The organism is Pseudomonas guariconensis, assembly GCF_015680235.1.
GTDB lineage: Bacteria > Pseudomonadota > Gammaproteobacteria > Pseudomonadales > Pseudomonadaceae > Aquipseudomonas > Aquipseudomonas guariconensis_A.
This window is the reverse complement of sequence record NZ_JADLJL010000048.1, coordinates 1-21271: the sequence shown is the minus strand read 5'-3', so window position 1 is coordinate 21271 and position 21271 is coordinate 1. Positions and strand designations below refer to the sequence as shown.

At 60.8% G+C, this 21271-nt stretch carries 13 protein-coding genes; 2 read left to right on the top strand and 11 right to left on the bottom strand.

Annotated elements, in window-relative coordinates:
* Positions 1-240: 240 nt before the first annotated feature.
* The 9 genes from IRZ56_RS21725 to IRZ56_RS21685 all read right to left on the bottom strand — a co-directional run bounded on the left by IRZ56_RS21725 (position 241) and on the right by IRZ56_RS21685 (position 12793).
* Positions 241-1437 carry a PepSY-associated TM helix domain-containing protein gene (locus IRZ56_RS21725; RefSeq protein ID WP_196146832.1) on the bottom strand — a complete coding sequence of 399 codons (1197 nt, stop codon included), beginning with the start codon at positions 1435-1437 and terminating at the stop codon, positions 241-243.
* Between the two features lie 81 nt (positions 1438-1518).
* Positions 1519-3888 (bottom strand): TonB-dependent siderophore receptor, encoded by a 2370-nt coding sequence (locus IRZ56_RS21720; protein WP_230390485.1) that lies wholly within the window; start codon positions 3886-3888, stop codon positions 1519-1521.
* 220 nt (positions 3889-4108) lie between these two features.
* Positions 4109-5074, bottom strand: a complete 966-nt coding sequence (locus tag IRZ56_RS21715) for a FecR family protein (RefSeq protein WP_196146830.1) — start codon at positions 5072-5074, stop codon at positions 4109-4111.
* 4 nt (positions 5075-5078) lie between these two features.
* Complete coding sequence (locus IRZ56_RS21710) at positions 5079-5579, bottom strand: sigma-70 family RNA polymerase sigma factor (RefSeq protein ID WP_196146829.1); 501 nt, start codon at positions 5577-5579, stop codon at positions 5079-5081.
* Between the two features lie 142 nt (positions 5580-5721).
* Positions 5722-6189 carry an SRPBCC family protein gene (locus IRZ56_RS21705; protein ID WP_196146828.1) on the bottom strand — a complete coding sequence of 156 codons (468 nt, stop codon included), beginning with the start codon at positions 6187-6189 and terminating at the stop codon, positions 5722-5724.
* A 30-nt stretch (positions 6190-6219) separates the two neighbouring features.
* Positions 6220-9651: an amino acid adenylation domain-containing protein gene (locus tag IRZ56_RS21700; RefSeq protein WP_196146827.1), complete on the bottom strand. Its 3432-nt coding sequence runs from the start codon at positions 9649-9651 to the stop codon at positions 6220-6222.
* Between the two features lie 10 nt (positions 9652-9661).
* On the bottom strand, positions 9662-10591 hold the full coding sequence (locus tag IRZ56_RS21695) for a diiron oxygenase (protein ID WP_196146826.1): 930 nt from the start codon (positions 10589-10591) through the stop codon (positions 9662-9664).
* Positions 10588-11364, bottom strand: coding sequence for a DUF3050 domain-containing protein (locus tag IRZ56_RS21690; RefSeq protein ID WP_196146825.1), 777 nt, complete (start codon positions 11362-11364; stop codon positions 10588-10590). The genes IRZ56_RS21695 and IRZ56_RS21690 overlap by 4 nt, the downstream gene beginning before the upstream one ends.
* A gap of 736 nt (positions 11365-12100) precedes the next feature.
* Complete coding sequence (locus tag IRZ56_RS21685; protein ID WP_196146824.1) at positions 12101-12793, bottom strand: GntR family transcriptional regulator; 693 nt, start codon at positions 12791-12793, stop codon at positions 12101-12103.
* A 222-nt stretch (positions 12794-13015) separates the two neighbouring features.
* Here IRZ56_RS21685 and lapG point away from each other — a divergent pair, with 222 nt between their 5' ends.
* Positions 13016-13777, top strand: a complete 762-nt coding sequence (gene lapG / locus IRZ56_RS21680) for a cysteine protease LapG (protein WP_196146823.1) — start codon at positions 13016-13018, stop codon at positions 13775-13777.
* A gap of 10 nt (positions 13778-13787) precedes the next feature.
* Positions 13788-15734, top strand: coding sequence for a cyclic di-GMP receptor LapD (gene lapD / locus IRZ56_RS21675; RefSeq protein ID WP_196146822.1), 1947 nt, complete (start codon positions 13788-13790; stop codon positions 15732-15734).
* A gap of 338 nt (positions 15735-16072) precedes the next feature.
* On the opposite strand, the gene IRZ56_RS21670 is transcribed toward lapD, so the two are convergent.
* Both IRZ56_RS21670 and IRZ56_RS21665 read right to left on the bottom strand, forming a co-directional pair.
* Positions 16073-16414: a tryptophan synthase subunit beta gene (locus IRZ56_RS21670; RefSeq protein ID WP_196146821.1), complete on the bottom strand. Its 342-nt coding sequence runs from the start codon at positions 16412-16414 to the stop codon at positions 16073-16075.
* Between the two features lie 157 nt (positions 16415-16571).
* On the bottom strand, positions 16572-21271 hold a 4700-nt coding region (locus IRZ56_RS21665), incomplete at its 5' end, for an immunoglobulin-like domain-containing protein (protein WP_196146820.1).

Genomic DNA, 21271 nt, shown 5'->3' with positions numbered 1-21271 from the left:
GGGGCTTCCCCATGTGAGAGTAGGTCATCGTCAAGATTCATTTCGCAAAACCCCTATCTGCGCGAGCAGGTAGGGGTTTTGTCTTTCCGGGGTCTGGCAACCGCGCGCCCTGTAGGAGCTGCCTTGCGCCGCGATCGGCCGCGAAGCAGGCCGCAAAACCTGCATCCTCGATCACCCAGGTACACCGCGCCACCTGGACCTACGGCCGCTGCGCGCCCGCTTCGCGGCACAAGGCCGCTCCTACAGGGAGGGGCGTGCCGCACCGACGTTGCGCAGCCTGCTGCTACGCCTGGCCTGCAGCTTGCGCCACCAGATATACACCCCGGTAATCGAAAGCACCGCTATCACCACGCCTAGAATTGCAATCAACACCTGCCCGGTAACCCCAATGATGCGCCCACCATGGATGGGGAGTTGCAAGCGGTAGAACTGTTCTCCCAATGTCCCCTGGCCCGCAATTTCCTGGCCTAACAATCGCCCGTCGGTGCCGTGGAAGAACAACCAGGACTTACCGTGCGCATCGGTATCGTGCTGGCCAAAACCTGCGCCATAGAAGTTGTACTCGAAGCTGTAGTAGAGCTCGCCTATCGGCGCGGTCAGCCCAAGCCTTGTGCCTTCCTCCTGAGCTAACTGATATGCCTGTTGATACGTCAGTTGGGTCACCCCCAGCGCCTCTTTGGGCATTGCGCCTCGTGCTTCGTAGACGCTCGGTTCAACCGGCGAGAAAAGCGATACCGTTGGCTTGAACACTTGTGCAGGCAGGTTCATCGCCACGCTGCTGATCGCGATGGGCAATAGCAACAGCCACAACCACAAGCCGCTTGCCCTGTGGATATCCATGTTCAACCGGTAGGCATGGCCGCCCTTGATCTTCCAGGCAGTGGCCCATTTACGCCAGAACGGCCGACCACGGGGCAGGGTGAGCAACACGGCAATAAAGCAGTCCAGTACCCAGAGGATGGCCACCACACCCATCAGCAAGACGCCCCAGTTGCCAGGCAGGGTCAGGCTGTAATGCAGTTCCAGGATGAACGGCATGAAGTTCTCGCGAGAGAAGCAGCATTCGCCCCAATAGCGCTGGCCGAGGGTTTCGCCGCTGACCGGGTCGAGGTAGAAGACCGTGTTCTTTTCGTCATAGGGCTGGCCAGACTGCGGATCGTTGCGCGGCACCATGGCCAGGAGCGCGGAGTGCCCGGCCTCCTGTGGATATTCCATGTACCAGACCTGCAGGCGCGGATGTTCGCTCTGTACCTTGTTCACAAGTACACCCGGTTGCTGGAGCGTGCCCACGGCAGACGCTTCGTAGAAGCCTGGATTGAGCCATTCATCGAGTTCGTGGTGAAAGGCCAACAAGCTGCCGGTCAGGCCTGCCAATGCAAGGAACACTGCGGTGACCAGGCCCAGGTAGCGATGGAGTAGGACATAGAGTTGACGCATGGGGAAGGGACTCCGAAAAAACGCCAGAAACGAAAAAGCCAGCCCCTGGTTCAGGTGCTGGCTTCAGGCACGGGATGAAGATCAGAACTGATAGCTGACCGTGGCGCTGACATTGCGTTCTTCGCCCATGTAGCAGTAGTTCAGGCTTGCGCAGGAGGCGACGTAGGACTCGTTGGTCAGGTTGTTGGCATTGAGCCGTACATCCATGCCCTTGAGGCCGACCTTGCCCAAGTCATAGCCGATCGATGCGTCGAACAGGGTGTAGGAAGGCACCTTCATGCTATTTTCCGCATCGACCCAGCTGTACCCCACATAGCGCACCCCACCGCCCAGGCGCAGGCCATCGAAGGCACCCTGGCTGAAGTTGTAATCGGCCCAGAGCGAGTACATTTGTTCAGGCGCCTGGGTCGGGGAATTGCCCTTGTTGTCCAGGCCTGGCGTTACCAGGCTGGGCATGGCCTTGGAATATTCGACGTCCGTGTAGGTGTAACCGCCGATCAGCTTGAGGTTATCAGTGACCTGCACATGGGCTTCAAGCTCCAGGCCTTGGGAACGCACTTCGCCTACCGCACGGTAGAACTCTTCGTTCGGTTGCTTGGAGGCCAGGTTTTCCTGTTCGATGCGGAACACCGAGGCCGTGAACAGGTTGTCGGTTCCCGGTGGCTGGTATTTGATACCTGCTTCCCACTGCGTGCCCTCGGTAGGCGCCAGCGGGCGGCCGTCCTGGTCGGAAACGGTGTTGGGGTTGAACGACTCGGAATAGCTCACATAGGGCGCGATGCCGTTCTCGAACAGGTAGAGCACGCCGGCCCGGGTAGTGAACTTGGAGCGGTCGTCGTTGACTTTGGTGTCGCTATCGCGGTTTTCCTCGGATACCTTCACCCAGTCCTGGCGCAGGCCAAGGGAAAAGCGCCACTGATCCAGCTCGACCAGGTCCTGCAGGTATACACCGGTTTGCTGCAGACGTCGTAGGTAATTGTTCTCGCCCAGGATCTGCAGGTTGCCGTTGCCATAGTGTGGGTTGCCGGCGTCCAGCGGATCGACCGTGCCATAGCGCCAGGCGACATCGGCCTTGCGCCGCTGGTAGTCGGCGCCGAGCAGCACGGTGTGCTTGGCAGCCCCGGTGAAGAATTCCGCCTGAAGCATGTTGTCGATGATGAACGAGTGCAAGCGCTCGTCACCGCCGGTGTAGGCGCGGTTGAGGATGTTGCTGGTGGCATCCGCCCAGCCGGCCGAATAGACCTGGTCCATCGATACGTCCGAATCCTGATAGCGGAAGTTCTGACGCGCCGTGAAGACATCGTTGAAGCGATGCTCGAATTGATAGCTGAACGACTGCTGGGTGCGTTCGTAGTTGTCGATCCCCGGCTCGCCCTCGAAGAAATGGTCCGATAGGCGCAGGCCGTTACGCGGGTGGAGCATGCCATCGGCCGGGTTGCCACCGTGATAGCCGCCATTGGGGTCGTGTTGCAGATAGGCCTGCAAGGTCAGCGAGGTGTCTTCGCTGAAGTCGATGCTCACCGCAGGGGCGATGGCGTAACGCTCTTCCTTGTTATGGTCGAACTGGGTGTCGGATGCATCCGCAAGGCCTGTCAGGCGGTAGGCGATGCGTTTGTCGTCATCCAGAGGGCCGCTGAAGTCGAAGCCCATGCCGCGCTGCCCTTGGGTACCCACGGTGGCCTGGACCTGGTGATACGCATCGAACAGCGGCTTCTTGGTGGTCAACGCGACCAGGCCGCCAGGTGAACTACGGCCGTACAGCACGGAGGAGGGGCCTTTGAGGATATCGATACGCTCGAGGAAGTACGGGTCCACCTGCATGGTGCTGTAGGTGCCGTTGTCACCCATGGACTTCAGGCCATCGACATAGATGTTATCTACCGAGCCATCGTTGAAGCCACGCATGGCGACATAGTCGTAGCGGTGGGTCGCGCCATAGGGGTTGGTCAGCACGCCCGGTGTGTAGCGCATGGCCTGGGCAACGGTCTGGGAGCCTTGGTCGTCCATCTGTTGGCGGGTAACCACTGACACCGACTGGGTGGTTTCCAGGATCGGCATGCTGGTCTTGGTCGCCACCTGGCTGTGGGTGGCGTTGTAGCCTTCCATGCTGCCTAGGGCGTTGCCGAGGGTGAAGGCGCGCACATCGGTGCTGGGCAGAGCAAGCGCCGCATCCTCGGGCAGAGCATGCAGCACATAACTGCGACCGTCCTGGCTGACCGCTTCCAGGCCGGTGCCATTGAGCAACTGGCGCAGCGCCTGGTCTGTGGAGTATTGCCCCTGAAGCCCTGGGGATTGCAGCTCGCCAGTCATGTGTGGGGTACTGGACAAGGTGATGCCGGCCTGACGCGCGAACTGGTTGAGTACCGCGTCCAGAACCCCTGCGGGAATCGCATAGGGTTGGCTGACGCTTACCGGTTCGGCGGCCATGGCCAGCGATGCAACGCCGGTCATGCCTAGGGTGGTGCCGAGCAAGGCGGCGCGTATCGCCTTGCCGAGCAGGGTTGAATTCAAGACATGTCGAAACTCATTCGTATTGGTGGGTTTCAGCGAGGGCTGGGCGTCTGGCATGGTTAGGGTCCGCGGAATCGGTTAGGGCTGAAAGGTGTTGCTTACTGTCCTTGCCGGTCCTGAAGGAAAAACCCGCCAGAAAATGTTCAAGAAATGTACGAAATCAAGCCAGCCGTTCTACCCGTACCCACCAACGCGTGCGTTGGCGAAGTGTAATTGGCAGCGTCTGTGGCAGCAGCTCCAGCAGTTTGTCTGGGTCCTCCAGGCGGAACACACCGGAAAGGCGTAGACCGGCAACGTCATCGCTGCAGCCGAGATAACCATGACGATACCGGGAGATTTCTGCGAGAAAGTCAGCCAGGCGCATATCGCGGGTGACGATCAGGCCTTCGGCCCAGGCGCTGGCATCCATTGCAGGATGCTCGACCAGCCGTACGCCTTGGTGGTCCAGACGCCAGGTTTGTCCGCCAGTGAGCCACAACAATGGACGGCCGGCTCTGTGCATGGCCACCTTACCCGCATTGACACTGACGCGAGTGCAATCGGCATCCTGGCGCACCACGAAACGGCCCTCGAAGCCTTCGAGCAGCGCATCGCGGGTTTCTACCAGCAGTGGGCGTCCATGGGCCTGTTGGGGGTTACAGGTAAGCATCAACTCGCCCTGCCGGAGGCGCACAAGCCGTTGCCGCTCGTCGAACGCCAGTTTGGCGGTGCTGCGGGTGTTGAGCTGCAACTGCGAACCATCGGGCAGCACGAATGTGCGCCGCTCGCCGGTGCCGGTCGCGAAGTCGGACGTCCAGGTGTCCAGCAGTTGCAGGTCCTTGGCCAGCCAGGCAGCCGAGCCTGCCAGGGCGACACCGCTCAACAGCTTCAGGGCCTGGCGTCGGTGCAGGCGGCGCTGGCTGGTTTCCAGGGTTTGCAGGGCGACGCTGGCACCGGGGATGGTGCGCAGGTTGAGGTCCTGATGCAGGCTGGTGACTCGTTGCCAGGCCAGCTCGTGATCGTGATGCGCGTTGCGCCATTGCTCGCATTGCATCAGCAGGCCGGGGTTCTGACCGCTTTCACGCAGGCGCAGCATCCAGTGGATCGCCTGCTTGACCACGTTGGGCGAGGGTCCGTTGATGCTCATCGTTTCAGGGCTCGCCTTCATAGCGCAGCAGGTAGCAATGGTAGAGCGCATCCGCTACGTAGCGCTCGACGGAGCGCAGGGAGATACCCATCTGTTCGGCGATCGCCTTGTGGCTCAGCCCGTCGCACTGGGCCAGGAGGAAGGCGCGACGCACCTTGGGCTTGAGGCCCTCGAGCATGCGTGCGATGCGTTCGAGCAGCTCCAGCATGAGCTCGCGGGTTTCGGCGCACGGCACTTCGGCCTGCGGCGCATGGGCCAGCGCTTCGAGATAGGCGCGCTCCAGTTCCTCGCGGCGCCAATGGTCGATCACCAGGCCCCGCGCAACGGTACGCAGGAAGGCACGGGGCGTATTGAGTTCCAGATGCTCGCGTTGCAGCAGGCGAACGAAGGTATCCTGGGCCAGGTCCGCCGCGTCGGCAGCATTGCCGAGCTTGTTGCGCAGCCAGGTGTACAGCCAGCCGTGGTGGTGGTTGTAGAGCACGTGCAGGGAGTCTCTGGAAGGCATGGAAGCGCACTGCGGTAATGGGTATGAATGATAATTAGTCTCATTGTTGGCGGGCTGGATATTTTTTGCAACAGTCCTCTGGTGATATCGACGCGCCATCCATCGTAAAGGGCTCCGCCGGCCAGGGCCGGCGGAGGCACGCCTAGCTCAGCAGGTGCTTCACATTTTCCATGGCTTCATCGGCAAAACCCTGGAGGAAGGCCTGGAATCCCGGCAGCGCTTCGGCCCCACCTGCCCATGGCTCGGCCTGGATGGTCCAGGTGGCCCGGCTGTGGGCATCGTCGAGTGCCTCGACCTGCATCGCCGCCCATAGGTTGCCGATGTTCAAGCTGGTGTAGATCAAGCTCCAGGTCATATGCATGGCCTGCTCGTCACGTGAGTTCAGCTGTTCAATGACCACGTTGCCATCCTTGAACAGTTTCTTGCGGATGGAGCGCACGCCGCTACCGGTCATCTCGATGTGCGAGAGCGCGGGAATGAATACCGGGAAGCCTGCGAAATTGCCCACGATGTTCCACACGCTCGCGGCAGGGGCTGCGATGTCCACATGGGCCACTACCTGGCAGCCTTCAGGGTTGCGGATCAGGGTGTCGGGTTTGAGGGTTTGCATGTGTATTGCTCCTGTTGTCGGGGATTGTGATCAGATGAAACCGATGTCGCTCAGATGGCGGCAGCCCAGGCGCAGCAACGCCGGGTTTTTGGCCGGGTAGCAGGTGCCCATGCGTTGCACGCCGGCACGGGCGTTGGCATGTTCGATGGCGGCGATATCGCCAATGTCTTCGCCGAATCCCTCGAGGTAGAAGCCCAGGACATCGAACAGGGCGTTGTCGCGGTCGACCCGCTGGAGCTGGCGTTGCCATTGCTCTACGGGGACCAGGTCGAACCCGTGCCCCTGTTCCTGGAAGGCCGCCATGTAGTCGCGCCAGCGCAATGGTTCGGGGTTGTGCAGGTTGAACACCCATGCATCGGCCTGGTGGCGGCTGGCGTGGAAGCCGATGAAGCGGGCCAGGAAATCCACCGGCATGAGATCGAAGTCGATCGCCAGGTCCGGCACCTGGCCCAGTTGCAGCGAGCCCTTGAGCATGAGCATCAGGCGGTTGCGCTGGGGGTGGCAGATACCGTTGCGGCTGTCGAAGGTAATGTTCCCTGGTCGGAACAGGTTGACCCACACGCCTTGGGAGCGGGCTCGCTGGAGAATGCGCTCGCCGGTCCATTTGCTCAGGTTGTAGCCGTTGCGGATGTAGATCGGCGCCGTGGTCGCCGGTCCTTGCTCGAGCACGCGTCCATCGGCACCCATCGCGCTGCAGGCAGAAAGGGTCGAGACGAAGTTGAAGACCTTCTTGCGCCGCCCTTCGCACAGGCGCAGGCATTCGAACAAGGGCTCGACGTTGTCTGCGGCCAAGGCCTGGTAATCCAGCACATGGTTGACCTGCGCGGCGTTGTGCACCAGGGCGCCATAGTTGCTGTCCAGGTAGTCGTAGTCGCTTTCGCACAACCCCAGGCGAGGCTGGCGCAGGTCGGCCTCGAACACTCGCACGCGGCTCGAATCGAGGGTGAGGCCGTTTTCCGCTATGGCCTGGGCGAAGCGTTCCCTGGCTGTATGGCCATCGCTGCTGCGCACCAGGCAGGCCACTTCGGTGGCGCCCCAGGCGAGCAGGGCTTCGACCAAGTGCACGCCGAGGAAGCTGTTGGCGCCGGTGACGATGACCTTGTGCACATCGCCCAGGCAGTCCATCGGCAGCACGTGCAGGCCCAGTTCACGATTGGCGTCCTGCTCCAGGCGCTCGAGCGGGCATTGCCGTGGAGCCTCCGGGCGGTCGAGTAGTTCGGCCAGGCGTTGCAGCGTCGGTTGTTCGATGAAGTGATTGATCGCTACCCCTTGGCCGAACTGTTGGCGTACTTCCAATAGCAGGCGTGACAGCAGGATCGAGTGGCCACCCAGGTTGAAGAAGCTGTCTTGCGTGGATATCTGCGTTTCGGGCAATTCCAGCAGGTCGCTCCAAAGCCGACATAAACGTTGTTCGGTTGGCGTAGCAGGAATCGATCGCTCGTGGGCCGGCAGCGCCAGGGGCGATGCATGCAGGGCCTTGCGATCAACCTTGCCGTTGGCGGTATAGGGCATATGCTGCAGGACTTGGTAGAACGCGGGCCGCATGTAGTCGGGCAACTGCTGTTCGGCATGGGCCCGCAGGGCAACTTCGGCCTCGGCGTGGGCCGGCTGTGCGACGAAGGCCAGGATGCGGCGCTGGTCGTCGATCACTACGGCGACCTGGGTGAACAAGTTGCTGGTGCGCAGGCAATGCTCGATTTCTTCCGGTTCGACCCGGAAACCGCGGATCTTCACCTGGTTGTCCCGTCGCCCGCAGAGCTCGATGCCTTGTGCCGTCCATTGGGCGATATCGCCGGTACGGTAGGCCGGAAGGTTGCGCCCATCCGGCAAGCGCAGCTCGACGAAGCGCTCCGCCGTCAGCGTCGGGTTGTTCAGGTACCCAAGCCCCACACCCGGCCCGCTGATGTATAGCTCGCCGGGGGTAAGCTCGGGCACCGGGCGCAGGTCGTCATCGAGAATCAATACCTGGGTATTGGCAATCGGTGTGCCGAGGTTACGGTTGCTGTCGCCGGCGATGAATGCTCGGGTGGTGGCCAGCACCGTGGTTTCGGTCGGGCCATAGATATTGTGCATCCGGCACTGTCCGGCCAGGCGGGCAATGACCTGCGGCTCGCACACGTCACCGCCGGTGATCAGGTGGCGCAGACCAAGATGCTCGTCACTGGGCAGGATGCTCAGTAACGCGGGCGGCAGGAAGGCATGGCTGACTTCCTGGCTGTGGATAAGCCGTACCAGTTGCACCGGATCACGGCGCTGTTCCTCGCTGGGTACCACCAGTTCGGCGCCATGGGCGAACGTCGGCAGAATGTCGAGCAACGATGCATCGAAGCCGATGGTGGAAAACTGCAAGACCCGGCTGCTGGCATCGAGCGATACGTGGTCGGCATACCAGCTCGTGAAGTGGGTGAGGTTGCGTTGGCTGAGCAGCACGCCCTTGGGCTGCCCCGTGGTGCCAGAGGTGTAGATCGCCACACAAGGGGCATCCAGGGCGAGCTGGCGCACCTGCAGCGAAGGCAATGGTCGTTCCGTCACTTCTGCCAGCGTGCGCACATCCAGCCCAGGCACACCGTCATGGGCCTGGCCATCATGCAGGAGGGCACAGGCGCCGGCATCGTCCAGAATACGCTGGCGCCGTTCGAACGGCGTGGCCGGATCCAGCGGCAGATATACCGCGGCGCAGCCGAGCACCGCCAGCAGGCTGGCATACAGTGCAGGTGACTTGGCCATGCAGACCGCGACCACCGTCGGTCGTCCATCGGCGCTGGGCAGCAGGGGCAGCAGTGCGCGCTGGATACCGACGGCCTGGGCTTGCAGGCGCCGATAGCAAGTACGTGTGCCGTTCTCATTGAGCGCTGGTTGGGCGGCGAAGCGGTGCAGGCTCAGCTCGAGTCGGTCCATCAGGCAGGTTTCCGCTTTCTCCAGTAGGTCTGCCCGTAGCGTTCGGTTGAAGGGGTGGCGGTGCGCCAATGAGTCCAGCCAGTCCAGCCCGTGTTCACGCTCTTGCAGGGGCGGGCCGATCAGCGGAGCTTGTTCCAGGTACTGCGAGTCACGGGCGAAGCGCGTCACCACCGAGGCGAGCAGGTCCTCCAGGGCCTGCAAAGCCTCCTGCCTTAGCTGTTGGCCGTTACCGGAAGCTGGGGTCTGCAGCGCTACGCGCTCGATCAGCCGTTGACCAGTGCCATGGGCATACCAACACAGGAGTTCGACGGTGGGCAGGATGCCCGCGTAGCTCGCGCCCACGCGCAGCCTGAGCAATGGCATGGCTCTCAACCCCCGCCAGTCGTGCTCGCACAGTGGAAGGCTGCCATCCTCCACTACCAGATGGTTGGTCTTGGCCGAGGCCGGACGCCAATCGCCCGGCGTCGTCACCACGATCGTTCGATGAGCATGCTCCTCGAGCAGGCTGGCCAGTTGTCGTATGGCGGGGCTGCTGCCCACCAGGAGTATGTCGAGGCGTCTCATGACAGCTTCCTCAAGGCAGATAATTACGTACCGCGTCCTGCACGCAGGGCGACTCCAGCATCGAGCTGCTGCGCAGGAAGCGCAGGATGTTGCCCAGCAGCGGATGCTGGTGATTGATCGGGTAGGCCAGACTGCGAACTTCTTCACGCAAGGCCTGGCGAACGTCTTGCGCGACCGGCAAGGCCTCGATCAGCGTGAAATCGAATGCTTGCTGCAAATCGTTGGTCAGGTACTGGCCAAGAAACACAGGCAAAACCTTCGCGATGGCTTCACGGTCGGCTTGGGGAGCGGTCTGCCAGTAGATCCGTGTCAGGCGTGTCCAGAAACTTGAGTGGCGCCCTTCATCGAGCAGGTGGTCGGCCATCAGGCCCTTGATCGAAGGCTTGACCGTATCGTCGCGGGAAAAGGCGGCGACATCATCGGTCAAGGTGTTCTCGGCTATCCCTACGCAGATGAGTTCCACGGCGTCACGCAGCTGCTCGGTGACTTCAGCCAATGCCGCGGGGATGGCCCGGCTGAGTTCTATTTGCCGAGGCAGGGCGATTGGTTCGATGCCGGTCAGGGCGATGGTCTGTTGAAGGAAGTCCATGGCCACCAGCGCGTGGTAGTCCTCATCCACGACGACCGTCATGGCGTCGTAGCGGCAGGCATAGGGGAACGGTATGGCGAAGCGTTCCTTGGCGATGCGCCGTGCGGTGCTGTCGACGATTTCGGTCTCGAAGATCACGACGTCGTTGATGAACTTGTAGAGGCTCTGTACCAACACGAAATCCCGTAGTTGCGGGCATTCGCGCTGGAATGTGGCGCTGAGTACCAGCGGTTGGCGGCAGAGTGGATAGATCAGCCGCTGGTCGTCCTCCAGCAGCCGGCGCGGCCGGGTGCGGATCGTTGCCCGCGCTTCCCATATATCGGCGAACGAACTGTACTTTGGCGCGTTCATTGGGCCACCTCGCCGAATTCGGTGTGAAGCTGGGTACGCACCCGGTCCCACAGAGCCGTTCGGTTGTCGACCGCGGTAATGGCGGCCTGGTAGACCTCTTCCAGGCGCTGCGGGTCCTGGTCGACCAGCCTCGCCAGCAGCCGTTCCGCTGCAGGGCCGTGGTCTTGCGAGTCGACGTCTATGTGGCGTTGCAGGTAATAGCGGAAGGTCGGAGCCTGATCGCGACCGATATCCCATTGATTGAGGATCTGCTGGAACATCGCCGGGATGACGCTCTCCCGCCCATGCAGGAAAGCAGCGGCCACCTGATGGCGAGGGGCGTCGAGAGCGACGCTCAGAGTGTGGCGGACGAAACGCTGGGCGGCCTCTGGGGCGCCACAGCGCTGCAGGGCATCCAAGTAGTGCAAGCCTTGCTGCTGAAGTGCAACGAACTGCTCGATGGCTGTGGTGTTCGCGCCCACTTCCCGCATGGCGTCCAAGTACAGCTCGAAATGGCTGTAGTGGCCATGATCGATACGGTCATCGGTTTCCTCGCCCAGGACGATCTCGTTGATCAAGCGGGCAGCCGCCGGGTCAACCGGAGGCAGCCAGGGCAAGCTGATACAGGTCAGCTCAAGTTGCAGGCGCTTGGTCAATGACATGAAGTCCCATACTGCAAATACATGGGTTTCCATGAACCGGCGCAATACCGTCAACGACGTGATTTCGGAAAAGACAGGGTGTTGCGAAAGTTGATGTTTTTTAAGCGAAAGTGTGCGGTGCAGTGAGTGCATGCTGAACTCCTGGGGTGAAAGTTTCCAATAAGTGTTCGATTGCTTTGTTGCGTCGATTTTATAAGGGGCGTGCGAAGGCCTCGAGGCTGAGTTCGATGTTTAATAGGCGTTGAGGGCCCGCAGGCTACAGGCGCTGCGCTATTGCTGTCGCGGGCGATGGCCTGCTGACGGAGATAAAAGTTAGAGCAATTTCAAAGTTGTTCGCAATTGTTTTTTTATTTTTTTGAGGTTTTAGTTTATTTGGGGTCGAGCGGGTCCGATAAAACTTTTAATGAAGTTTTATTTGGCAAAAAAGTGCCCCTTCCGATAATGGGTATCAGAAAATTCTTAATCTGTAGGTGAATGTGTCACCTGAGCACTTGGTGAATTAGGCGTTCGTATTGGTAAATTTGGGGGCGCTGCTGTCAGTCGTGCCCCGGTCGTCGGCCCCTCCTGATGAAGAATGGGAAGGCAACGATCAGGCCTGTCGATGGCGATCGGCATCGTTGCGAGGTGTAGAGTGGGCCGAAATGGTGGGCGCTGCCATGCTAGTGGCCAGGGATTGCAAAAAAAGAAGGGGAAGGGTGACGGGCCAACCGCGGCGTATGAGTGCCAGGGAAATTGCAGGCGTCCGGTGCAATGGAGGAGGCGGTGAGGGGGTATCAGCGTTCGCCCGCGCGCAATGGAGTAGCGGGCAAGCCAATTTTCACGAGAAGGTTTCCGGAAGCAGGGCGCTTTCGGAGGCGTGCACTCGACCTCAGCGGGCCGACTGGCTGTTCAGGTAGTTTCGGATGGTGCGAGAGGCGTTGTTCAGGTGTTCTTCCAGGATCTTGACGGCTTCATCCACCTGCTTGTCGCTGGCGGCGTCCACTAGGGCAATATGGTCGTCCTGGGTAAGTTTGCCCAGGCCCATCGAGGAGAGGTGGAAGCGCAGGAAGCGCTCTTCTTCGTTGAGCTCGATTTCGATCATGCGCAGCAGCTTCTGGTTAGGTGCTTTACAGTAGAGCGCCATGTGCAGCAAGCGGTTGAGGCGACCGATTTCCGCGTGACGGGTTTCGTTTTCCAACTGCTGGATATAGCCGCGCGCCTGGGCGATATCATGGGTATCGAGCAACGGAATCGATTGGCGCAAGGCTTCGGACTCGAGAAGCACACGCAGCGCATAGGTATCGACTGCGTCCTCGCCGATCAAGGGAGCCACCACGGCACCCTTGTGCATGACGACTTGTAGAAGCGATTGCGCTTCCAGCTGGCGCAAGGCTTCGCGCACTGGCATGCGGCTCACTCCGAACAGCGTAGCGATTTCCTGCTGACGCAAGGCCGTTCCAGGTGGCAGGCGGCCATCGACGATCGCGCTGCGCAGGCGCTCTTCGATAACGCTACGGGCTTGATGCGGTGGCACCTGCTCACTGCCCAGAATGGTTTTTAGAAGTCGAATTTTCTCGGCCAAGCGGTGTATGCCTCGATGCCTGTTAGAAATTGGATCCAATTACATTAGTGAGTTGGAGGGGCAATTGTCAAACCGTCGCGACGATGCGCGCACTGGCCAAGGGCGTTAGGCCGAGGCAGGAAAGCGGCTATCGTGAAGGAAGTCTCAGGGTGAGGAAAGCAGTACTTTTCTCTCTGGAGTACGGAAGAAATCTGGTTGTGGTCAATATGCCGTGATTCTAATGTGCCATTGTCTTTTCCTTCCACAGGCAGCACCATCACGGCTTTTCCAAAGGCTGGACGGGTCTGCACAGTGGCAACACCCCCTATGCTGATAATAGCTTTGCGGCGTATCGGCCTTGCCGTGCTGTTCGGCTGCCTGTTGTTGAACGGGTTGCAAGCGGATTGGGATTTTTCCCAGATCAGCCGACGCGCGCAGTCGCTCTATGGCCAGCTGGGAGCGGGCCAGGCCCGTATCGATGCCTGGCAGAACCTGTTGGCTACCCAGAAGCAGGGCAGCGAGCTGGAGCGACTGCAAGTGGTCAACCGCTTCTTCAACCAACAGCTGCGCTATGTCGAGGATGTCGACCTGTGGCACGAAGTCGACTATTGGGCAACGCCGATCCAGTCATTGATCAAAGGCGCTGGCGATTGCGAAGACTACGCGATCGCCAAATATTTCAGCCTGCGACGCATGGGCATACCCAGCGAAAAGCTGCGCATCACCTACGTCAAGGCCCTGCGCCAGAACAGGGCGCATATGGTCCTGACCTATTATTCAAGCCCACAGGCTCAGCCCTTGGTGCTCGACAGCCTGATGGATGCCATCAAGCCGGCCAGCCAGCGTACCGACCTGTTGCCGGTGTATGCCTTCAATGGTGAAGGCTTGTGGCTGACGGGGGCGGCAGGCAACAAGAAGGTCGGCGATACCAAGCGCCTGTCACGCTGGCAGGACTTGCTGAAGAAAATGCAGGCCGAAGGGTTCCCGGCCGAACCGGTTTATTGAAGGAGCACAGATGTCACTCTTCAAACAATTGCTGCTTGCCATTTGTCTGTTCCTGGTGGTCGCCTTCAGCGGCAGCTTCATGGTCAGCCTGGAAAGCTCGCGCAGCCAGTACATCAACCAGTTGCGTTCCCATGCCCAGGACGCGGCCACCGCACTGGCCCTGTCGTTGACCCCCAATATCGACGACCCGGCAATGGTCGAGTTGATGGTCAGTTCGATCTTCGATAGTGGTTATTACTCGAGCATCAAGGTCGTCGACTTGGGCTCTAATGCGGTATTGGTAGAGCGTCATGCCGAGCCAGACAGCAACGGCGTACCTGCCTGGTTCATTCGTCTGATCGGCCTGGAGCCGGCTGGTGGCGATGCCATTGTCAGCCGCGGCTGGCAGCAGGCGGCGCGGGTCGAAGTGGTCAGTCACCCGATGTTCGCCTTGGCCAAGCTCTGGCAGAGCGCCCTGGGCAGCCTCGGCTGGCTGCTGCTATGTGGTGCGGCGAGCGCTGTACTGGGCGCGCTCTTGCTGCGGCGCCAGTTGCGTCCGCTGGACTATATGGTCGCCCAGTCCCACGCCATCGCCCGGCGCGAATTTCTCAGCCTGCCGGAGCTGCCGCGTACACCAGAACTGCGCCGCGTGGTGCAGGCCATGAACCAGATGGTCGAGAAGCTCAAGGCGTTGTTCAACGAACAGGCCGAGCGTAGCGAGAAGCTGCGCGCGGAGTCTTACCAGGACAGCCTGACGGGCTTGGCCAACCGACGCTATTTCGAGATGCAGCTCAACGCTCGTGTCAGCAACCTGGAAGAGGCGCGTGCAGGTTACCTGCTGCTCTTGCGAGTGCAGGACCTAGCTGGCCTGAATGCTCGCCTGGGCGGCCAGCGTACCGATCAGTTGTTGCAAGCGGTGGGTGAACAATTACGGCGCACCTGTGCCAACTACCCCGAAACCAACAACCTGATTACCCGCAGCCGTGGAGGTGAATTCGCCGTGCTGGCGCCGGGTATGGTGCATGACGAGGCCATACAGCTGGCCCAGGCTCTGGAGTCCACCCTTCATAGCCTGCACCAGACCGGCGCCAGCGATGTCGACCCGGTGGCCTGCATCGGCCTGGCGCCCTACAGCCCAGGGGATGCGCCGCATGCGCTGTTGAAGCTGGCCGACGAAGCCCTGGCCCGTGCCGAGAGCCAGCCTGACCCTGGCTGGGTATGCCTGGAGCAGGGGATCGCGGCGCAGGCTGCCGATAGCCACCATGCCTGGCATGAGCGGCTGGACCAGGCGCTGGCCAAGGGGCAGTTCGAGCTATTTTTCCAGCCGGTGGTCGACAGCCGCACGCCGGAGCGGGTACTGCACTACAAGGTCATTTCTCGTCTGCACGACGCGCCGGACGAGGCGGTGGCGGCCGGCCGCTTCCTGCCCTGGCTGGAGCGCTTCGGCTGGATGCCGCGGCTGGATGTGCTGGTGTTGGAAAAAGTGCTGGCGCATCTGAAAACCCATGGTGATGCCTTGGCGGTGAACCTGTCTGCGGCGACCCTGGCCGATGCCGGTGCGCTGCAGCAGATCCACGCAATGCTGGGCCAGCATGCCGAGCTTGGCTCGCGCCTTACGCTGGAGATCGGCGAGGAGCAACTGCCCGAGCAACAGATGCTCGAACAACTGACGCGCCGTCTGCATGCCTTGGGGTTCGGCCTGGCATTGCAACGCTTTGGCGGTCGCTTCAGCATGATCGGCAACCTGGCCCACTTGGGTCTGGCCTATCTGAAGATCGATGGCAGCTACATTCGCAACATCGACCAGGAGCAGCACAAGCGCTTGTTCATCGAAGCGGTGCAGCGGGCGGCGCACAGCATCGACCTGCCGCTGATTGCCGAGCGGGTCGAGACAGAAGGGGAGCTGCAGGTATTGCGCGAGATGGGTGTGCGAGGGATCCAGGGGCAACTGGTCGGCGAGCCTGCACCCTGGCGTTGAAGCATGCTGCGTGATACATGGCACCGGCTGTGCCGGTGTTCGCGGGACAAGCCCACTCCTACAGGGCCGTGCACCCTTCAAGCCTTGTAGGAGCGGGCTTGCCCCGCGATCAAGGGCGAAGCCCTTGCCACGCGGCGGCGATGGCAGGGCCGGCCATCGCGGGACAAGCCCACCAGGCCGTGCATCCTTCAAGCCTCAAAGCTCCCTCTGTGAGAGCGGGCTTGCCCGCGATCAAGGGCGAAGCCCTTGCCATGCGGCGGCGATGGCAGGGCCGGCCAATCGCGGGACAAGCCCGCTCCTATAGGTCAGCCCAACGTGCAGAACGATCCCCTCCCGACTCAGATCAAACCACCTTCCTCGTCTTCTTCGATCAAGTTGTTCAGGCTGCCCAACGCCTTGCGCGCCGAGGAGCGATTGAGCAGCTTGGCCTGGGCGCCGGCGGGCAGGTCGGTGATGCTGATAACACCTTTGGTGGTCAGCACCTCGATCAGATCTTCCAATACGCGGATCATGTCCAGGTCGCTCTGCTTGAGCTGACGCAGGCTATTTTCCACCACATCGTCCGCGAACCATTCCTGGATCTCGGCATGGTCGGCCGGGAGGATTTCGGTGTAATCGGCGTAGGGCGCGGCTTCTACTCGCTGCAGCTGGCCCGCGGCGTCGCGTTGCACGTAGAACATGGCGTCGACCCTCGTCTCATTGATTCCATCTTGGTAGGCAGCAGCATAGGCAAAGTTCACCTGGCGCGCCGTCGGCGCACGAGTATGCGCCGTCAGGCATTGCCCCGTGAAGCCCAGCCCCCGCTGGCGGCCACGAGGGCCGCCGTATCGGGTGGGTTCAGCTGTTGGAGTTGTCGATCTTGATGGTCGGGTCACCACCGCTGATCAACGAGTTGATCGTGGTGTTCGACCAGTTGACGCCCTCGAGCTTGATGGTCACGTCGGCGTTGGCCAGGCCGCCGGCCTCATTGAGCTTGCCCTGGCTGCTGATCTGCAGGGTCGAATCGCCGCCGACCGTGGTGATCTTCAAATAGTCATCGATGGTGCTGGCCTTCTCACCCTGCAGCAGGTCGCGCAGATCGAGGCGATCGCCCTGGTCCCTGTTGAAGTCCTTGATGACGTCGTGGCCGGTGTCGCCGGCTTTCCACATGAAGATATCGGCACCGCCACCACCGACCAGTACGTCGTTGCCTTGGCCACCGATCAGCGTGTCGTTGCCGGTCCCGCCGAGCAGGACGTCGTTCCCTTTGCCGCCGTCCAGGTAGTCATTGCCACCCTGGCCAAAGAGAATGTCATTGCCATCGCCACCCAGCAGGGTATCGCTGCCATCATTGCTTCCCGACACGTCGAACTCGCTGACATGCTCGCTGATGTACTTGTGCAATGCGCGTCCATCGATCTGGTCGGCGGTGGTGCCCAGCCGGCCGGCCACATAGGCCTGCATGGCCTCGATGCCATTACCCGGGATCGCGTCGAAGCTGATCAGGTCACCGAAGATGATGTCGTGGCCATCGCCACCCTTGACGGTGTCGTTGCCCGGCGCAGCCGCTTCGGTGTGGCCGAGGATGGCTTCGGCCAGTTTGCTCGGGTCGATGTTGGTCTGCGGCTTGCCGTCGCTGTCGTAGGGTTTCAGATCGTTGGCGTTGACGCCTTTGTTGAGGCCGATGGCTTCGACAGTGGAAACCTCTGACAGCTTCTCGAAGCCTTGCTGGGAATTCTGATCCACGGTTGATTGCCAGCGGCCCGCGGTGACTTCGGAAAGCTCGTAGGTCCCGTCGCCTTGGGCGTGCAACTGTCCTGTGGCATTGGAATCGGTCCACCACCAGCCATCGCTTTTGTATTCAACGGTCAGGTAACCGTTCTTGTCGATGCTGTAACGGGTATTGCTGCCAAGCATTTCCCGGTACACGACAGTACCAATCTTGTAGCCGTCCAGTACCTGATCCAGCTTGTAGCCTGAATTACCGAAGGTTGGATTGATGCGTTCATCATCTTGGTAGTAGTTGGGCTTGCCATCGGTGATGAAGAATGTCTGGCGACTGCCAGTGCTGCCCGCTTCGATCAACTCACGGAACCAGTTTGCGGTGGTTTTGAACGCATCTTCGTAGTTGGTGTTGCCGCTTGCGGAGAGTTTGTTCAATGCGGCGTTGAGGGTGGCCAGGGCGTTCTTGTCGGCCAGGTTGATCGACACGGTGGTGTTGACCTGGCTGGAGAAGTCCACCAGCAGAATGTTCACGGTTCCGGACTGCGCGCCCTTGGCGCTGTTGACCAGTGTCTCGAACACGGACTTCAGCGAATTGCGGGCAGCGGCCACGCCATTGGAGCCCATGCTGCCAGAGGTATCGACGATGAACGCCAGGTTGTAGTCCTGGCCTGGTACTACGTGCAGGCCATTGACGTCGGCAACCACGATGTCGTTGCCGCTGGTACCGCTGACGCTGTCGCTGTCCACCGTCAGGTTGCTGGTGTTGTAGGTATCCGGATACACCGTGACCTTGATCGAGCCTTCGCTGACGGCCTTGCTGCCGCCAACGCTTTCTGTGGAAGTCGAAGTGACCTTCACATCGAACTGGCCCTGGTAATAGGCCGGTGGCTTGATGGTCAGGCCGTTGAGGTTCCAGCCCGTTACATCCACCTCGGTCTTGCCCACGGTCACGGTGTGGCCGGCGCCATCGCTCAGCACGGAGCCTTGCGGGATGCCGCCCAGCTTGACGCTCAGCGACTCGGAGCCATCGGTGTCGGTCAGCTGGGTAGAGATTCCCACCAGCTTGACCGTGCCGTTCTCGGCGCTTTCGTTGAGCTTGAAGCCGTCGTAGTAACCCCTGCCGCCGTCGCCATGCAGTTCGGAGACGCTGACGCCTGCATTCACCAGAGCATCCACGTTCGGGAACATCGGGACGGCGCCGCTGTTGAGGTCCGTCACCGGGCCGCTGCCGACCCGGATGTTGACGTCGTAGCTACCGGGACCTGCCTGGTTGGCATGAAGCATTTCCAGGGTGTAGTAGCCGCTCTTGGTCGGCGTGAAACTGCCCGAGACCTTGCCACCCGCGCCCCAGGTGGCCTCCACCACATTGGTGCCGCCGATATTGATGACCATGCTGTCGTCGGCTGTGCCGCTGAAGGTATAGGTTTGGCCGGCCTCCAGGTAGATCAGGCCGGAAACCTTGGTGCCGGTGCCAGGCGTCACATCGCTCACCGACTGCACGTTGTTGGTCGTCTCGGACTTACTGGCCTGGCCGGAGTTGGCGAACACGTCTTGCAGCGCCTTGCCAGTGATGCCGTTGCCGCCGGTGCCCAGCCCCTTGAGGCTGTTCCAGGTTTCCTTGGTCAGGCCGATGGAATCGACGTTGTTGCTGCCGATGTTCAGGGTCGGTTTGTCGGCCACAGGCGTGATGTCCACCTTCATGGTGACTTCACCACCGATATTGGTGCCATCGTTCGGTTTGTACTTCAGGTGCGCGTAGTCGGCCTGCTGGTTGCCGATACCTGTGCCACCGTAGCCATCGACACCCGACTCGTTGGCCTTCGGCACGAACTTGAGGTGACCGGCATCGATGTCCTGCTGGCTGATGGTCTGGTTGACCTTGACGTCGACCCAGTTGCTGCCATCGAAGAACTTCAGGCTTCCCACGCCCGGCAGCTGGCTGATGGTCACGCCCAGGTTGGTATTGCCATCGGCATCGGAGACATTGAAGTCGCTCCAGCCGAAGGTGTAGCCGAGGTCTTCCACGCCGGTGACGGCACCGCCAGTGGATACCGGCACGTGGTCGTTGTCGATGATGGTGGTGGTGACGCTGGCATTGTTCGCATCGACTTGCAGGTTTTCGAAACCGCCGCCGCTGACCTTGTCGATCTTCACCACGAAGTGCTCGGCACCTTCGGCGAAGCGATCATCGATGGTCCGGATGTCGAAGCTGGTCCCCGTGCTATTGGCCGGGATCTTCACCGTGACGACACCTTGGAAGTCCACGCCATCGGTGGCGGTACCGCTGTAGGACAGGGTAACAGTGACTTCGCCCTTGGATGGGTTGCTCAAGGTCAGGTTGTAATGGGCGGTATCGCCTTCGGTGACCGACCTGTCGCCGCTGATGCCGACCGTGGTCACGTCGCCCTGGCCGCTCGGCTCATCGGTCACGGTAGTGGTCAGCGTGGTGCCGTCGAGGCTCAACTTCTCGAAGTTGGCGCCGCCCTCGACCGACACGAGTTTGTTCACCAGGCTCGGTTGACCGCCGACGTAGGGGTCGTCCTTGGTGGTGATGGTCAGGGAACCGCTGGCGCTGCCGGCCGGGATGGTGACCTTGGTGCCATCGGTCAGGGTGAAGACCAGCCCACCGTGGCCGGTTACCGGCAATTTCTGGTCATTGCTCAGCGTGACGGTGTAGGTCACCTGACCGCCCTCGGCGACGGTGGACTTGTCCACGGACAGCGTGGCCTTCACCTCGCTGATCGTGTCGGTGATATTGACGACCGCCTTGCCACCCAGCTGCAGATTTTCGAACTGTTTGCCCTCGACGGTTGCGTCGGTGACGCCCAGTTCGGCTTTGCCTGGGTCGGTGAAGACGTCATCGCCTTGAGCCGGCAGCGAATAATCGACTTCAGTCTTACCGGCCTGGATGACGACCTGCTGGTTATTGCTCAGCGTGACGGTGACATCATGTTCGAGTTTTTCGCTGATCCGGATGGTGAAGGTTGGTTGCTGGTCTTCGGTCACATCGCCTTTGCTGACGATGGTGACTTCGAACTTGTCGCCTTCATTGCCAGCGCCTGGAGTGCCTGAACCTGGCTCATCGGTGACATCAACTTTTACTTCCCCTTGGTCCAGGGTCAATTTCTCGAAGTTGTCGCTGCCGGTAACGGTATCGAGCTTGTTGACGATTTCTGGTTGACCGCCAGTGAACACATCGTCAGGGGCTTTAACGGTGACGGAGCCGCTGGCGCTGCCTGCCGGAATAGTGACTTCGGTGCCATCGGTCAGCTTGAACACTAGGCCGCCGTGACCGGTGACCGGCAATTTCTGCCCATTGCTCAGGGTCACGGTATAGGTGATTTGACCGCCTTCCGTAACGCTCGATTTATCCACAGACAGTGTGGCGGTTACTTCGCTGACGGTGTCGGTGATATTGACGACCGCCTTGCCACCCAGCTGCAGATTTTCGAACTGTTTGCCCTCGACGGTCGCGTCGGTGACGCCCAGTTCGGCTTTGCCTGGGTCGGTGAAGACGTCATCGCCTTGAGCCGGCAGCGAATAATCGACTTCGGTTTTGCCTGCCTGGATGACGACCTGCTGGTTATTGCTCAGCGTAACGGTCACATCGTGATCGAGCTTCTCGCTGATCCGGATGGTGAAGGTCGGTTGCTGGTCTTCAGTCACGTCGCCTTTGCTAACGATGGTGACTTCGAACTTGTCGCCTTCATTGCCAGCGCCTGGAGTGCCTGAGCCTGGCTCATCGGTGACATCAACTTTTACTTCACCTTGGTCCAGGGTCAATTTCTCGAAGTTGTCGCTGCCGGTAACGGTATCGAGCTTGTTGACGATTT